The 16,298-nt window shown below is 62.4% G+C and carries 12 protein-coding genes and 1 tRNA gene; 8 read left to right on the top strand and 5 right to left on the bottom strand.

Translation table 11 applies throughout. The annotated features are described in order from the left end of the window. The first annotated feature begins 26 nt into the window (after window positions 1-26). The 3 genes from pheS (at window position 27) to CLV45_RS19210 (ending at window position 1,835) form a co-directional block, all read left to right on the top strand. A complete protein-coding gene (gene pheS / locus CLV45_RS19220) occupies window positions 27-1,070 on the top strand; it encodes a phenylalanine--tRNA ligase subunit alpha (RefSeq protein ID WP_100338092.1) in 1,044 nt (347 codons plus the stop codon). A 151-nt stretch (window positions 1,071-1,221) separates the two neighbouring features. Continuing rightward, window positions 1,222-1,662 carry a hypothetical protein gene (locus CLV45_RS19215; RefSeq protein WP_157807655.1) on the top strand — a complete coding sequence of 147 codons (441 nt, stop codon included), beginning with the start codon at window positions 1,222-1,224 and terminating at the stop codon, window positions 1,660-1,662. A 96-nt stretch (window positions 1,663-1,758) separates the two neighbouring features. Then, window positions 1,759-1,835 (top strand) — tRNA-Asn (locus CLV45_RS19210). 110 nt (window positions 1,836-1,945) lie between these two features. On the opposite strand, the gene CLV45_RS19205 is transcribed toward CLV45_RS19210, so the two are convergent. Next, entirely contained in the window at window positions 1,946-2,554 is a 609-nt protein-coding gene (locus tag CLV45_RS19205; protein WP_100338090.1) for a 3'-5' exonuclease family protein, read from the bottom strand. A gap of 111 nt (window positions 2,555-2,665) precedes the next feature. On the opposite strand from CLV45_RS19205, the gene CLV45_RS19200 reads away from it, so the two are divergent. From CLV45_RS19200 to CLV45_RS19180, 5 genes are read left to right on the top strand one after another with little or no spacing between them, the layout of a single operon-like run. Next, window positions 2,666-3,445, top strand: coding sequence for a hypothetical protein (locus tag CLV45_RS19200; protein WP_157807654.1), 780 nt, complete (start codon window positions 2,666-2,668; stop codon window positions 3,443-3,445). Window positions 3,446-3,485: 40 nt separating this feature from the next. Continuing rightward, the gene (locus CLV45_RS19195) at window positions 3,486-6,260 is read left to right on the top strand and encodes a TonB-dependent receptor (RefSeq protein ID WP_100338088.1); all 2,775 of its coding nucleotides are present in this window, start codon (window positions 3,486-3,488) and stop codon (window positions 6,258-6,260) included. Between the two features lie 11 nt (window positions 6,261-6,271). Beyond that, on the top strand, window positions 6,272-7,411 hold the full coding sequence (locus CLV45_RS19190; protein WP_100338087.1) for a DUF4249 domain-containing protein: 1,140 nt from the start codon (window positions 6,272-6,274) through the stop codon (window positions 7,409-7,411). A gap of 17 nt (window positions 7,412-7,428) precedes the next feature. Beyond that, a complete protein-coding gene (locus CLV45_RS19185) occupies window positions 7,429-8,625 on the top strand; it encodes a DUF4249 domain-containing protein (RefSeq protein ID WP_100338086.1) in 1,197 nt (398 codons plus the stop codon). A gap of 45 nt (window positions 8,626-8,670) precedes the next feature. Next, a complete protein-coding gene (locus tag CLV45_RS19180; protein ID WP_157807653.1) occupies window positions 8,671-11,070 on the top strand; it encodes an MG2 domain-containing protein in 2,400 nt (799 codons plus the stop codon). 118 nt (window positions 11,071-11,188) lie between these two features. Here CLV45_RS19180 and CLV45_RS19175 read toward each other — a convergent pair whose 3' ends face one another. From CLV45_RS19175 to CLV45_RS19160, 4 genes are all read right to left on the bottom strand, one after another. Then, entirely contained in the window at window positions 11,189-11,827 is a 639-nt protein-coding gene (locus CLV45_RS19175) for a glycoside hydrolase family 25 protein (RefSeq protein ID WP_100338084.1), read from the bottom strand. A gap of 305 nt (window positions 11,828-12,132) precedes the next feature. Then, window positions 12,133-14,643 (bottom strand): T9SS type A sorting domain-containing protein, encoded by a 2,511-nt coding sequence (locus tag CLV45_RS19170; protein WP_100338083.1) that lies wholly within the window; start codon window positions 14,641-14,643, stop codon window positions 12,133-12,135. A gap of 163 nt (window positions 14,644-14,806) precedes the next feature. Next, window positions 14,807-15,721: a T9SS type A sorting domain-containing protein gene (locus tag CLV45_RS19165; RefSeq protein ID WP_262496900.1), complete on the bottom strand. Its 915-nt coding sequence runs from the start codon at window positions 15,719-15,721 to the stop codon at window positions 14,807-14,809. Then, window positions 15,630-16,238, bottom strand: coding sequence for a delta-60 repeat domain-containing protein (locus CLV45_RS19160; RefSeq protein WP_100338081.1), 609 nt, complete (start codon window positions 16,236-16,238; stop codon window positions 15,630-15,632). The genes CLV45_RS19165 and CLV45_RS19160 overlap by 92 nt, the downstream gene beginning before the upstream one ends. Window positions 16,239-16,298: the final 60 nt, after the last annotated feature.

Genomic DNA, 16,298 nt, shown 5'->3' with positions numbered 1-16,298 from the left:
TTCAAGACCGCTACCTTTGCCGAACTATGCAGGACCAAATCAACCGCCTCCGCGCCGAAATTGAAGCGTACGACCTCTCCGCTCCCGACCAGCTGGAGCAGTTCCGCATTGCCTTCACCGGGCGGAAGGGGCAGCTGGCCGATTTGTTCGACCTTCTCAAAACCGTGCCCCAGGAGCAGCGCCGGGCCGTGGGCCAGGAGCTGAACCAGCTCAAGCAGCTGGCCCTCGACAAGTTCACCCAGCGCCAGCAGGAGCTCGAAGCCGCCGCCCAGAACACGCCCGCCGACCCCACGTTTGACTATACCCTGCCCGTGGTGCCCAACGCCCTGGGCACGCGCCACCCGCTGAGCCTGGTGCGCGAGGAAATGGTGCGCATCTTCTCCCGCATCGGCTTCAACGTGGCCGAAGGGCCCGAAATCGAGGACGACTGGCACAACTTCACGGCCCTTAACTTCCCCGAAAACCACCCGGCCCGCGACATGCAGGACACGTTCTTCGTGACCCGCAACCCCGCCGACCCAACCCACGACGCCCTGCTGCGCACTCATACTAGTACGGTGCAGGTGCGGGTGATGGAAAGCCAGAAGCCGCCCATCCGCAGCATCATGCCGGGCCGCGTGTACCGCAACGAGGCCATTTCGGCCCGGGCCCACATGATGTTCCACCAGGTGGAAGGCATCTTCATTGACGAGGGCGTGAGCTTTGCCGACCTGAAGCAGACGGTATATTACTTCGTGCAGGAAATGTTCGGCCAGGATATCAACATCCGCTTCCGCCCGTCCTTCTTCCCCTTCACCGAGCCCAGCGCCGAAATTGACATTACCTGCCTGATCTGCAAGGGCGCGGGCTGCAACATCTGCAAGCAAACCGGTTGGGTCGAAATCGGGGGCTGCGGCATGGTAGACCCCAACGTGCTGGAGCAGTCGGGCATCGACGCCGAGAAATACTCGGGCTACGCCTGGGGTATGGGCATCGAGCGGATTACGATGCTCAAATACCAGATTAAGGATCTGCGCTTGTTCACCGAAAACGATATGCGCTTCCTGCGTCAGTTCGAAGGCGTACAATAAACCGGGCTCATTGATTGTTTAGCTAAGGCACAGCCGCCCGGAACAAGAAAAGCCGGCAGCCAGTTCTAAGGCTGCTTCTGTTGTCGCCCCGGTGGGCAATGCACTTATGGAGGCATTGCCCACCGGGGCGACGCCCGTAAACCCGAATTCTATGTCGTTGTTGTCTTCTGCCCGCCTTTACATTGTCGGATTGGCCCTGGCCAGCCAGGCGCTGCTCTGGGGCTGCGGCTCCAGCACCAACGTGCAGCCCCAGATTCCGATTGTGGCCTTTAGTGAGGTGCTGTACCTGACTAACCAGGAAAACAGCGCCCTGCGCTTCGACAACGGGGCCGTATATCATAAAGGCGGCGTGAACGGGCTGATTGTGGTGCGGCAAAATGCCAGCACGTATTTGGCCTTCGAGCGGACCTGCACCTACAACCCGACCGATACCTGCGCCCGGGTCAAGATTTCGCCGTTTGTGCAGCTGTTCGACCCCTGCTGCAAGTCCCAGTTCAACTTTCAGGGCCAGCCCCAGGGCGGTCCGGCCAGCTTGGCCCTGCGCCGCTACTCAACTTCGCTCTCCGGCAACATCCTGACAATCACAAACTAGAGATTTTTTTACAATTATTTTTAGGGCAATGCTTGCAGAAACTCTCCTGGTGCACTAATATTGCACCCGCAACGACAGATAAACGTCGCCATAACCGCTTCCTTAGCTCAGCCGGTTAGAGCATCTGACTGTTAATCAGAGGGTCCCTGGTTCGAGCCCAGGAGGGAGCGCCACTACCGAAAACACCCGCCGAGACCCGGCGGGTGTTTTTGCGTTTAGGCCCTTCCCAAGCCGCAGAGCCTGGCGCCTTGGACACGGCCGTAAGCCAAACCCGGCGAAAACCCTACTCTTCCGCCGTTTTCACCTGCTGATACACCGGTAGCTCGTAAAATGGCCGCAGTAACTGCACCACGTCCAGGGCGTCGGCCAGGGCTTGGTGGGCCACGGTATCGTCGGCGAACCGGGCGCGGGCCTTGCAGATGCTCATTGTGGGCAGGCGGGTGTCTTTGCGCCAGTTCAGGTAAAACGCGGCCGGGTCGAGCAGGGCGGGCTCGTGGCGTACCAGCGTGCCCCAACCCGGCAGCAGGCGCAGAAACGGCACGTCGAAGGAGCCGATATTCTTACCCGCCAGCGTTACGGCCAGGCAGTCTTTCTTGTCGGGCCGGAAGCCGTGGAGCAGCAGAAACTCGCGCAGCTGAGGTACCAGCTCCTCGGGCAGGCAGAGCTCGGGGTTGGGCTCTTTGCGGGCCAGTTCCTCCAGCAGGCGAGCATTCAGGGCCAGGGCGCCAGCCGTGCCGGTGTAGTCGGGGTGGCGCACCACCCGCCGAAAAGCGGGCAGCTCAGGCAACGGCCGCAGGTGTTTGGTGTCTTCTACAACAGCGGCCAGCTCCAGAATCTGGTGGCGGCCGGGCGTACCACCGGTGGTCTCAAGGTCGAGGGAAATGTAGCGCATGCAACCCCAGTACGCTTCCTGGTGGTCAAGTGTTAGCGGGCCGGAGTATCCGAAGAACTGTATAAATTCCTGATTACCTTGCCCAAATTATAGAGCAGTAAGTTTAAGCGTATGTCAATCGTTACTTTCCGTTACGTCATATTGCTGGTCCTGCTACTGCCCGCCGCGGCCGGCCGGGCCCAAACGACGGCCGCTGCCGACACGGCTTTTCTGGCCACCGCCGTGACCCAGGCCCAGCAGCGCTACGAGGCCGTGAGTGGGCAGCTCCGGCCCCTGACCGGCGCCGAGTACGTGGATTATACCCGCTCCTATGCTGCGGTACAGGGTAACCAGTTTTTCGGCAACCCCGAGCAGCAGCCGAGTACAGTGACCTACAATGGCTACCAATTCGCGGCCGTGCCGGTGCAGTACGACCTGCGCTTCGACCAGCTGATTGTGCGCAAGCCCAACACTCCTTTTGCCCTGAAGCTCGTCGGGGAGAAGGTGCAGGCGTTTTCGCTGCAGGGCCACTCCTTCGTGCGGCTCAATACCGAGCAAGTGGCTGGCCAGCCACTGAGCCCGGGCTTTTACGACGTGATGCTGGATACGAGCAACGTGCGGTTTCTGGTCAAACGCATCAAACGGCTGCAGGAACAGGCCGTCAGCCAGACGCTGATTGCCTATTTCAGCGTGGCCGACCGGTATTTCCTGCAGTTGGGCTCGGCTTATTATCCGCTCAGCGGCAAGGCCTCGGTGGTGCGCCTATTTGAGCCCCAGAAAAAGGCTTTGCAGAAATACGCCCAGACGCAGGGGCTGAAGTTTAAGCCCGAAACCCGGGAAACCGACCTGCTGCAGCTCCTGGGCTACGGCCTCAGTCTGGGCCCGCCCACTGCCCCAGCGGCCGGCCACTAGCCTTACTTACCCGTTATAAATCAGGTTTTTACCAGACTGAATGATACATTTTACCCGACTATGGCTCTTACTGGTTTGCGTAGTGCTGGCGGGGCCCGCAGTGGCCCAGCAGGCGCCCGGGCCGATGGTGAGCGGCACCTTCAGCGCCCTGTCCTTCGAGGAGTTTGCCCGGGCCGTGGAGGCCCAGACCCCGGCCCGGTTCTTCTTCGACCCGGCCGCCCTCGACAGCGTGAAAATAACCCTGCAGGTACAAAACCAGCCCCTAAAGGACGTATTGGCGCTGGTCGGGCAGCACACCCGCCTGCACTTCGCCCTCGACTCGCTCAACCACGTCTACGTTACGGTGGGGGCGGCACTGCCGCTTTCCCTGCCCGACGCGTTTTTTGAGCCCCGCAGCTTCGTACTCGTTACGGCGGCGCCCACGGCGGCGGAGTCCGTGCCGGGCGCGGCGCCGGCCAAGACCCGGGGCAGCGTATCGGAGCTGAAGGTGTACGAAATCGGGCGGGGGGAAGCGGCCGGCGGCAAAGCTACGCTGGCGGGACACATCCGGGAGCTGAAATCGGGGGAGCCGGTGATTGGGGCCACCATTTACAGCGAGGCTTCCAAGATTGGGACCAGCACCGACCAGTTCGGCTTTTTCTCCTTGACCCTGCCCACCGGCCGCCACGAGTTGCGGGTACGCGGCATCGGCATCAAGAACACCCGCCGCCAGGTGCAGCTGCGGGCCAATGGCAGCCTTGAAATTGAGGTGGAGGAAGATATTACGACCCTCAAAGAAGTCGTCATCGAGGGCGAGAAGGACAAGAACGTGTCGGGAATGCAGATGGGCCTGGAAAAGCTCGATATCCGCACGATGAAGCAGGTACCCACGGCCTTTGGCGAAACCGATATTCTGCGGGTGGTGCTGACCTTGCCCGGGGTGAAATCGGTGGGCGAGGGCAGCACCGGGCTGAACGTGCGCGGGGGCTCGGCCGACCAGAACCTGATTCTGTTCAACAACGCCACGGTGTATAATCCCAGCCACCTGTTCGGCTTCTTTTCGGCCTTCAACCCCGATATTATCAAGAGCGTGGAGCTCTACAAAAGCGCCATTCCGGCCAAGTACGGCGGCCGCCTGTCCTCGGTGCTCGACATTACCACCCGCGACGGCAACAAGAAGAAACTCTCGGGCTCGGCCGGCATTGGGCCGCTCACCAGCCGCCTTACCCTGGAAGGGCCCATCATCAAGGACAAAAGCTCGTTTATCATCAGTGGCCGCAGCAGCTATTCCGACTGGATTCTGCACCTGCTGCCCAGTGAGAGTTTCAAGCAAAGCTCGGCGGGCTTCTACGACGTGAGTGCCCACATCAGCCACGAAATCAACGAGAACAACACGATTTACGCCACCGGCTACCTTAGCAACGACCGGTTTCAGCTGGCCTCCGACACGGCCTACCGCTACGTGAACCGCAGCGGCAGCCTGAAATGGCGGCACAACTTCAGCAACAAGCTCTACGGTGTGCTCAGCGGCAGCTACTCGCACTACGGCTACGACGTGACCAGTGAGCTGAACCCGAGCACGGCCTCGCAGCTGCGCTACCGCATCAATCAGGGCACTGCCCAGGCCGACTTCAGCTTTTTCCCCAACACCCGTCACACCATCGACTTCGGGGCCAGCACTCTGCTCTACAACGTGGCCCCAGGCAGCCTCCGGCCGGAGGGCGCCGAGTCGCTGGTGGTGCCCAAGCTGCTGGACGACGAGCGGGCCCTGGAAAGCGCCCTTTACGTATCGGACCGCATTGATTTGAGCTCCCGCCTGTCGGTGTCGGTGGGGCTGCGCTACTCCTTCTTCAACGCCCTGGGGCCGCGGCAGGTGTACCAGTACGCCCCGGGCCTGTCGAAGTCGGAAAGCACGATTCGGGACACGGTGACATACGCCAAAAACCAGGTACTGGCCACCTACCACGGCCCCGAGTACCGGCTCTCCGCCCGCTTTGCCCTGTCGGACAACTCCTCGGTGAAGGCCAGCTACAACCGCACCCGGCAGTACATCCACATGCTCTCGAACACGGCCTCGATGTCGCCGACCGACATCTGGAAGCTCAGCGACTCCAACATCCGGCCCCAGGTGGGCGACCAGTACTCCATCGGCTTCTACCGCAATTTCAAGAGCAACACGATTGAGACGTCGGTGGAGACTTACTACAAGTCCATGCACGACTTTGTGGACTACAAGAGCGGAGCCACGCTGCTGCTCAACCGCCACATCGAAACCGACATCGTGAATGCCGAGGGCAAGGCCTATGGCGTGGAGGTGATGGTGAAAAAGCTCACCGGCAAAATCAACGGCTGGGTGAGCTACACTTACTCCCGCTCCCTGGTGCAGGTCAACATTGCCACGACTTCCGACATGATTAACGGCGGCAATTTTTACCCCAGCAACTTCGACAAGCCCCACGACGTGACCCTGATTAGCAACTACCGCTTCAGTCGCCGCATCAGCACGTCCCTGAACTTTACCTACAGCACCGGCCGGCCCATTACCCTGCCCCTGGTGAAGTACTACATCGGGACCTCCACGCGGGTGTATTACTCGGAGCGCAACGCCTACCGCGTGCCCGACTACTACCGGGCCGACTTGGCCATGAACCTGGAAGGCAACCACAAGGTGCACAAGCCTTTCCACAGCTCCTGGACGGTGGGCGTCTACAACCTGACCGGCCGCCACAACCCGTATTCCATCTATTTCAAGTCGGTGAACGGGCAGATCAAGGGCTACAAGCTGTCCATCTTCGCTCAGCCCATCCCGACGGTTACCTACAACATCAAGTTTTAACCCGATTGGCGATGCTACGACCGGTGCTTTATCTGCTCCAAGCAAGTGCGCTGCTGGCGATGCTCAGCGGCTGCATCGAGGACTACACACCCGAGGTGAAGAGCAGCAAGACGCAGTTTCTGGTCGTCGACGGCTTTATTAACACCCAGGGCCCGACGACGATTAAGCTCTCCCGCTCGGCCAACCTGGCTCAGACTGGCGGGCCGGTGGTGGAAAGGCTGGCCCAGGTCAGCATCGAAGACGCGGCCGGCAACCGCACTCCGCTGAAAGAAACCGTGCCGGGCACCTACGTGTCGGCCGACCAGCAGCTGGTACCGGGCCGCAATTACCGGCTTACCATCAAAACCGGTGCGGGCCGCCAGTACGTCTCGGCCTTTACGGCCGCTAAGGTCACTCCGCCCATCGACGCCATTACCTGGAAAGCCAGCGACGCCGGCGTGCAGCTCTACGTCAACACCCACGACCCCGCCGGCGCTACGGGCTACTACCGCTGGATTTACGACGAAACCTGGTTTTTCTTGTCGGCCTACAATAGCGAGCTGGAATACGTGGACGGCGAAATCAGGCCGCGCAAAGACAACATCTACGAGTGCTGGGGAACTGAAAACCCCGAAATCATCCAGGTGGGGACGACTACCGGCCTGACCCAGGATGCGGTAACCGACTTTCCGCTGACCCGCGTGCCGCGGAACTCCATCAAGCTGCGGTTTCGCTACAGCCTGCGGGCCCGGCAGTACGCCCTGAGCCAGGAGGAATATAAGTACTGGGAGACCCTGAAGAAAAACACCGAAACCCTGGGTACCCCTTTCGACCCGCTGCCGAGCCAGGTGCAGGGCAACGTGCATTGCCTGCAGGACGCCACCGAGCCCGTGCTGGGCTTTGTGGGCGCAACGTCCCTGGTCGAAAAGCGCCTCTTCGTCAACAACAATGAGCTGCCCGCCGACTGGACTTTTCTGGATAGCAACTACCTCGGCTGCCAGTATCTGGCCGACACCACTCTTTTAACCAAAGACGAAATCTTCGGCTACTTCTCCTTTATTAAGCGCACCCCCATTGCCTACGTGCGCGGCAAGACGTCCTTCTCCGGCAGCACCACTGATTGTGTAGACTGCCGGGTGCACGGCACCAACGTGAAACCCTCCTTTTGGTAACAGCAACCTCCGACCTGATGATATTTCCTTTTTCTCTTCTGCGAATAGCGCGCGGGCAAACCAGCCGGCGGGGCGGCTTGCTGGGGGCCGTAGCCCTGCTGCTAGGGCTGCTTAGCGGCTGCATTGAGGACTACTCGCCCGATGTGCCGCGCAGCAAAACCCAGTTTCTGGTCGTCGACGGCTTCATCAATACCCAGGGCCCGACGACCATCAAACTCTCGCGCTCCACCAACCTGAACCAGAACACGGCGCCGGTGGTCGAAACCAAGGCTCAGGTAGCCATTGAAGACGCTACCAGCGTGCGGGCCCTGCTCACGGAAACGGCGCCGGGCACTTACGTATCGGCCAGCCAGCAGCTGGTACCGGGCCGCAATTACCGGCTTACCATCAAAACCAGCGCGGGCCGCACTTACGCTTCTGCGCTGACGGCGGCCAAAGTCACGCCACCCATCGACAAGCTCAGCTGGAAAGCCGATAACGCCGGCGTCGACATTTACGTGGATACCCACGACGAATCGGGCCAAACCGGTTTTTACCGCTGGGAATACGACGAAACCTGGGCCTTTACCTCCGCCTTCAACAGCGAACTACAATACGCCAACCAGGTCATTAGTCCGCGCCAGGAGAATATCTACAGCTGCTGGGACACCCAGTCCGGCGGCGTTATCCGCATCAACAGCACCACGGGTCTCAGCCAGGACGTGGTGCGGGGCTTTCCCATGGCCCAGGTGCCGCGCAACTCCATTAAGCTGCGGCTGCGCTACAGCATTCTGGCCCACCAGTACGCCCTGAGTCAGGAAGAATACCAGTACTGGGAAACGCTGCGCAAGAATACCGAAACCCTGGGCACGCCCTTCGACCCGCTGCCCAGCCAGGTGCAGGGCAACGTGCACTGCCTGCAGGACGCTACCGAACCCGTGCTGGGTTTTGTGGGCGTAACGTCGATGACCGAGAAGCGCCTCTTCATCAGCCGCCCCGAGCTGCCCGACGAGTGGCGCTTCCTGGATACCAACTACCTGGCCTGCACCGCCCCCGATACCCTTTGGATTTTCCGCGGCGACTACACCATTGCCGAGTTCTTTGGCAACGCCAGCTACCGGATTCCCATTGCCCCCCTGATTCACAACGGCCGGGTGGACGCCTACACCGCCTACACACCCGAGTGCGTGGACTGCCGCGTGCACGGCACCAATGTGAAGCCCTCCTTCTGGTAATCAGCGGCTCCTTACCCCATGACTTTCGACCGTATTCTTATTCTTATGCCGCTACAATCACGCTACGTGCTGCTGAGCTTGTGCAGCCTGCTGCTGGGCCTGGCCCGGCCCGCGGCAGCCCAAACGGACTCGTTGCCGGGCATTACCGGGCCACTGGCGCGGTACCGGGCCCAGCACCTGACCGAAAAGCTGTTTTTGCACCTGGACCGGCACCTGTACCTGACCGGCGAAACCATGTGGTTTAAGGTGTACGCCGTGGATGGCACCCGGCAGCGGCCCTTGCCCATGAGCACGGTGGCCTACGTGGAGGTGCTCGACGAAAGCCGGCAGCCGGTGCTGCAAGGCAAAGTGGCTCTGCAGCAGGCTACCGGGCAGGGCTCCTTTCAACTGCCGGGCACCCTACCCTCGGGCACCTACACGGTGCGGGCCTACACCAACTGGATGAAAAATTTCAGCCCCGACTTCTACTTCCACAGCTCCGTCACCATCGTCAATACCTTTCTGGCTTCCGGGGCGGTACCCAGCCAGGACTCGGCGAGCTACGACGTGCAGTTTTTCCCCGAGGGCGGCAACCTGGTACAGGGCCTGACTAGCCGCGTGGGTTTCAAGATAACCGACAAGAGCGGCCGGAGCGTGGCGGCCCAGGGTCGGGTGCAGGACGGCACCGGCCGGAACGTGGCCAGCTTCAGCACCCTCAAATTTGGTCTGGGCAGCTTTGAGCTAACTCCCGCCGCGGCCGGCAATGCCTACACCGCCACCGTGGTGCTGCCCAACAAACGGGTGCTGACCCGCCGCCTGCCCGCCGTGCAGGAGCAGGGCTACGTGCTCCGCCTCGACGCCAGCAGCCCCGACCAGCTGAGCGTGGTAGTGCAGGCCCGGGGTGGGGCCGGCAACGGCCCGGTCTACCTGCTGGCCCACGCCCGGCAGCAGCTGGCTTTTTCGGCCGGGGCGCCACTCACCGGGGGGCAGGCCGTTTTCCGCCTCAGCCGCGGCACCCTGCCGGCCGGTATTACGCACTTTACCGTCTTCAACGCCCAGAGCCAGCCCGTGGCCGAGCGACTTTACTTCCAGGCGCCCGAAGCCCTGACCATCCAGGCCAGCGCCGATAAGCCCCGGTACGGAACCCGCGAAAAGGTGAGTTTGCAGGTGGCTACGGCAGCCGGCTCCCGGCCCATGCCCGCCAGCCTGTCGATGGCCGTGTACCGCCTCGACTCGCTCACGGCGGCTACTCCGGCCGGCATCAACGGCTACTTGTGGCTGGCCGCCGACCTGAAGGGCGTCATCGAAAACCCGGACTATTACTTTGCGCCCGGCCCGGAAGTGGCGCTGGCCGCCGACAACCTGATGCTGACCCAGGGCTGGAGCCGCTTCCGCTGGGACGAGGTGCAGACGGGCCACCCGCCGGTGCTGGAGTTTGCACCCGAGCTCAACGGCCAGCTGGTGCGGGGCCGGATTCTGCGCAACGGCAGCAACCAGCCCGCGCCCGGCATTCTGGCCTACTTGGCTTCCCCCAGCCGCATCGTGCAGCTGCAGGCTGCCCGCAGCGGCCCCGACGGAGGCGTGGTGTTCGAAGTACCCAGTTTGACGGGCCTGCACGACGTGGTGCTGCAAACCAATACCCAGCAGGATAGCACCTACCACTTCGAGCTGCTGGACCCCTACTCTGCGCGGTTTGCGGCCCTGCCCCGGCGGCCCTTTGCCGCCCCGGTGCAGCGGCGGGCAGAGTTTGCCCAGCGCCACCAGCAGGCCCAGATTCAGGCCACGTACTTCCGCAAGTTTAATAGCCTTTACGCCACCAGGGCCACCGATAGCACGGCCTTTTACGGCAAAGCCGACGAGCAATACCGCCTCGACGACTTCACCCGCTTTAAGGTCATGGAGGAAGTCTTGCGCGAGTATGTGCCCGGCGTGACGGTGCGCCTGCGCAAGGATGGTTTCCACTTCATCGTCACGGACCGGCAGCGGGGCGTGCTGCTGGAAGAGTCGCCGCTGGTGCTGCTCGACGGGGTGCCGGTATTCAACGCCAACCGGATTATGGCCCTCGACCCGCTGAAGGTGCAGAAGCTGGAAGTCGTCGACAGCCGCTTTTTCCAGGGCCCGGCCCTCTACAACGGTATTGTAAGCTTTACAACCTACGGCGGCGACCTGGCCGGCTTCCAGCCCGATGCCAAGGCTCTGCTCCAGGAATACGAAGGCGTGCAGCGCCAGCGCGAGTTTTACGCCCCGCGCTACGACACGCCCCAGGCCCGGCAAAGTCGCCTGCCCGACCAGCGCCACCTGCTCTACTGGAACCCGGCCGTAACCACGACCGGCGGGGGCAGCACGCCGCTGGAGTTTTACACCGGCGACCAGCCCGGCCGCTACCGGGTGGTGGTGCAGGGTCTATCTGGCGCGGGCCAAGCCGGCAGCCAGACCATAACGCTCGAGGTGAAGCCCGCTTTGTAGCAGGGCGGGCAGGCCGAGGCGCCACAAAGCCCGCCAACCGATGCAGAAAGCCAGGCCGGTCAAGCCGACCGACGGGTATTAGCCACGCGCCCTTTGCGCATTGGCTGCCACGGTGGTTTCAAGCCTTGAGGACCGGGTCGGCAACTGTCACCACGGGAGCCCCCCACAGCAGGCGTAGCCGGTCGGCAGTACCGTTGAACCGGTCCCGGTCGCAGTTGCCGATTACGCCCGGCACGCCCCCCGTCTCGGTATACTGCCACATCGTCCAGGGGTTGGGCCAGCCGGGCGGGCACTTCGGCGCACTAATGACGCTGTTGTACTCAGCCAGCCACAGCCAGCACTTGTGCAGGCTGTGGCTTGTGGTAGCTCCTTGCTGCTGCAAATAGCCCGTGGAGGTGTAGAGCCCCGGATACCGGCCCGTTTGCTGGTATACGTACTGCACGAAGGCCTCCGCCTGGCCGGTCGTCATTCCAGCGTTGCTCTCAAAGTCTAGCACCAGCAGGTCGGTGGGCCCGGGCTGCACTACACCCAGGAAGTATTTGGCCTGGGCGGCACCATCGTCGTTGTGCCCGAAGTGGTAAGCGCCCCAGAGCAGACCCGCCGCCAGGGCCTCCGACTTGCGCCCGGCATAGAGCAAATCTGTATTGGTCAGGCCTTCAGTAGCCTTGTGCACGACGCCCACCATCCCGGCTTGCGCGGCCGAGACGAAATCAACCGTCGGATTGTGGTGAGAAATGTCAAATACGATATCAATCATAATTATGAAAGGAGCAAGGATTGGATGGTTAAGGGCAGAGTAGTATTACCGGCACACTAGGCCCGGCCCCCACTGGGCAGGCACGAAGTCCGCCGGTGAGCGGCGGCCGGGTAACTGCCCTTGTCAACTTAGCTAAAAAATTACGGAGCGTCGGCCAGCGCATTTTGCGGAATGGAGCCGCGGGTGGTCAAGCAGGCCTACACCTGTCGCCAGCACTTGAGCTGCATCGACGTTGCGCAGCAAAAAAAGCCGCCGCACCAATAATGATGCGGCGGCAAACTCGTAAACTCAGATTACGCCAGCTCCTACTCGACCACTACGCGGCGCGTCACGGGACCGTCGGCGTAATTCACCCGCAGCAGGTACTGCCCCGCCCGCAGGTGGTGCACGGGCAAGCTTAGCTCGGCCTTGGAAGCAGGTTGGGTGAGCACCACCCGGCCCAGATTATCGAGCACCTCTACCGACTCGGGCCGGGCTGTAGCATCCAGGCGCAGGTGCAGCTTGGAGTGGGCCGGCACGGGCCAGGCCTCGGTGCGGACTTCGCGTTGCTTGTTGGCCACGGCCAGCACGTTGGGCGCAATAATCCGGGCAATAGCCGGGCGCGCCTGCCCGTATACTTGGCCAAATGTGCCCCCGATTACCAGCTTCCCATCGGGCTGCACCACCAGGGCAGCCACGGAGGCATCTATCTGGCTGGGACCGGCTATAAAGCTGTTGTCCAGCGCCCCGTCGGCGGTCAGGCGGAAAAGCACGCCCTGACTGACGCCGGCCACGAACTGGTTGCTAATGGTCCCGACGATGATTTTGCCGTCGGGCTGCTGGTACAGTGCCGATACCTGGCTGCCTGATAAGGCAGCATTCAGGGTTGGGTCCACGGTGCCATCGGCATTGAGGCGCACCAGATTGGGGCGGGCAAAGGCACTGTAACCGCTAAAGGAGCCGGCCAAGAGCACTTGGTTATTATCGACGGGCAGCACTTTGAGTATCGTGCGCAGTGTGGGCAGCGAGGCGGGCAACTGGAAGCCGGGGTCCAGCTCACCAGTGGGCAGCAGCCGCACTACCGATTCGGCAAATACGCCATTGGTGCGGGTGAAAAAGCCGGCCACGTAATGTCGGCCGTCGGGCAGCAGGGCAATATCCTGCACCGAGCCGCTGGGGCCGGTGCCCACGTTTTGCGCGTAAGCCAAATCGGGTTGCCCGTTGGGTAGCAGCCGGTGCAGGTAGGCCGAGCGGCCGTTGATGGTCAGCATCCCGCTGCCTCCTACCAAGATGGCGCCATCGGGCTGCAGAGCCAGCGCGGCCACGCCGGCGCGCACGGCAACGGGACTGGTAAAGCTGGGGTCGACGGTGCCGCTGGGCAGCAGGCGAACCAGGCTGTTGGTAGCCACCCCGGCCACCGTCGAGAAGTTACCACCCAGCAAAATCTTACCATCGGGCTGCAGGGCCAGGGTTTGCACGGCCCCGTCGATGGTGGGCCGGCTAAAGCTGGCGTCGAGGGTGCCGTCGGCATTCAGCCGGGCCACATTCCAGGCCGCCAGCCCGTTTATTTCCCGGAAAAAACCAGCCGCAACCAGCTTGCCATCCGCCTGCCGCACGATGCGCTGCACGGACCCCGAGGCGTCCAGTACCGGACGGAAGGTGGCATCTACCGGGCCCTGGTCAGTTAGCCGCACTATCGGGGTTTCCGTCATTGAGCCGTATTGCGTGAAATAGCCGCCCAGCAGCACCTGCCCGTTGGGGTGGCGCACAATGGCATTCACTGTGTTATTGGGCTGGCCCGCCGCCGAAAATTGCGGGTCCACCGCCCCCGAGGCCAAGTAGCGGGTCACGTACTGGCTGCCCACTCCCGTGCTGGACCCCGTTACGCAGTTGCGGGCCAGTATTACCCGGCCAAAGTCGTCGACGAGCAGCTTCCGGTTATTAAAGAACGTGAAGCCCACGCAATACGACGGCAACGCGGCCACGAACGACCCGTCCTGGCTGCCGTCCGTATTCAGGCGGATCAACTCCGGTGCCCCAACCAGGCCGTACACCACTGCCTGGTCCGTAGTAGGGTCGATGGCGACGCCGGCGGCCGTGGCATTGGCGTTGGTCACCAGTGGGTTGTAGCTCGTATCCAGGGCCCCCGAGGGCCGCAGCCGCAACAGGGCCCGGCGGCCCGTGTTGTTGAAATTGGAGAATGTGCCAGCCACCAGAATATTCCCCGTCGACTCCAAGGCTATGGCGAATATCTCGTTGTTGAAACCCGTGCCCAGCGCTGTCGAAAAAGCCTGGTCGACGCTGCCGTCGGGGTTGAGGCGCACCAGGCCCGGGGCCGGACTGCCGTTGAAGGTCGTGAACGGACCCGCCAGCAGCACTTTGCCATCGGGCTGCACCGTTAGGGCCCGGATGCTGCCCTGGGCCCCGCTGCCGACGCTGAAGCTGCTGGCCACCGTCCCGTCGGCGTTGAGCTTCACCGGGGAGTTATAATTTTGCCCATTAAGCGAAACCACGCCGCTGGCCGTCGTCACGAGCAGGTGCCCACTGGGCAGAACCGTCACCGTCGCGAAAGCCGAGCGGGTCCGGACGTTAGCGGCAAAGCCTTGGTCGAACGAGCCGTCGGCATTGAGGCGCACCAGCGTCGAGGCGGCTGCACCGTTAACCCGGTTGAAATTGCCGCTTACTATGTATTTGCCGTCGGCTTGCAGGGCCATGGCCGTCACGGCGCCCGTGGCATAGGTAGTGACGGGCGCAAAAGTGGGGTCTACGCTCTGGGCCCGGGTTTCGAAATGGGCCGCCAGCAGTAGCAGAAAGACAACGAGTAGTTTATGGGACATTGTAAAAACGTTAAAGAACCTTTGATTGATATATTTCCGGCGACTGGCAGCAAGTTAGGAACCGGCCCCGGCAGATAAAATAGGGGCTTTTCCGTTTGTGGGTCCGGGCAGCGGTGAGCTGGCCGGGCAGCGCCCGAGCGTTACGCTGAAACTAACTTCGGGCTCACTCGACTACCACGCGGCGCGTCACGGGGCCGTCGGCGTACTCCACGCGCAGCACGTACACGCCGGCGGGCAGGTGGAGCAGCGGCACGGTTACAATGCCAGTGGCAGCGGGCTGGCGCAGCACGGTTTTGCCCAGCGCATCGATGAGCGTGAGCTGCCGGGGCTGGGCGGCCAGGTCTAGGCTTAACGTGAGCTTGTCGTGCACCGGGTTAGGCCAGACTTCGGTGCGGGCCGAGCTTTGCTGGCGGCCTACGGCCAGCACGCCGGGCGCCGTGAGGCGGGCCAGGCCGGCCCGCGCCACTCCGCCGACGTGGGTGAATTGGCCGGCAACCAGGAAAGCGCCGTCGGGCTGCACTACCAGGCTGCTGATGAAGGCATCCGCGGGTGAGAAGACGCCGGCGCTGTTGAACGAGGTATTGAAGCCGCCATTGGCATTGAGCAAGGCCAGCGGCCCACCCGAGTTGCCACTGGTGCCGATGGTGCTGCCCGCTACCAGGATTCGCCCGTTGGCCAGTTGCCGCATTTCGCTAAGCCCATAGCTGGCCAGGCCCGTCGTAAAGGTTGGGTCCAGGGCCCCGGTGGCCGTCAGGCGGGCTAGGCTCCCAAACTGCCCGTTCAGCCGGACGCTGCCCACCAGCAGCTGCCCCGTCGGCAGGGGCAGAATTCTGGGCACCAGGTTTTCGGTCAGGGCGGCTACAAACGAATTGTCGCGGGTGCCGTTGGCAGTGAGCCGCGCCACGCCCGAAGCCGCCGAGCCCCAAACTGGCTGAAATAACCCGACACGTAATGTTTGCCATCGGCCAGAGCCGCAATGCTGTACACTATAGGAGCGGTGCCGGGAAAAGTGGGTCCGCCGGCCAGGGCCGTGTTGTAGGCCGCATCGGCGACGCCCGCCGCCGAGAGCCGGTGCAATATCCCCGTAATACCGTTGAACGTAGCCGCGCTGCCCCCACCAGCAGGCTGCCGTCGGGCAGCGGCGCCAGGCTCAGAACCGGAGTAGAGGAGGTGGAAGTGGTATAGCTGGCCGTGGTTGTGAAGGAAGCATCCGCGCTGCCATCCGCCAGCAGCCCGGCCACCAGCGCGGAGCTGCGGCCATCCACGGTAGTGAAATTACCGCCCACCACGATACGGCCATTGTCCTGCAGCGTAACCTGGGTTACTTCCGCATCAGCTCCGGTAGTGCGGAAAGTGGCGTCCAGGGTGCCGTTGGCGTTGAGGCGGGCCAGCCCCTTAGCCGCCGTGCCGTTGAGGCGCGTAAAGGTGCCGCCTACCACGTACTTGCCATCGGCTTGCAGCAGGGCATCCTCGATTATGCCGGTCTTTTCCAGCTCCACGGCGGCAAAGCTGGGGTCCAGCGTTTGGGCCGGCGCGGGGAGATAATAGCTGAGGCCTGTTACCAATAAAGCAGTGATGCGTATGAATCTTTTCATTCCTGTTGGTTAGTCTAACCATCAAAGCTAACCACTATTTGCCGCTCGTAACGCCCGCTC

Source organism: Hymenobacter chitinivorans DSM 11115 (genome assembly GCF_002797555.1).
GTDB lineage: Bacteria > Bacteroidota > Bacteroidia > Cytophagales > Hymenobacteraceae > Hymenobacter > Hymenobacter chitinivorans.
This window is presented reverse-complemented; position numbering and strand designations above follow the sequence as displayed.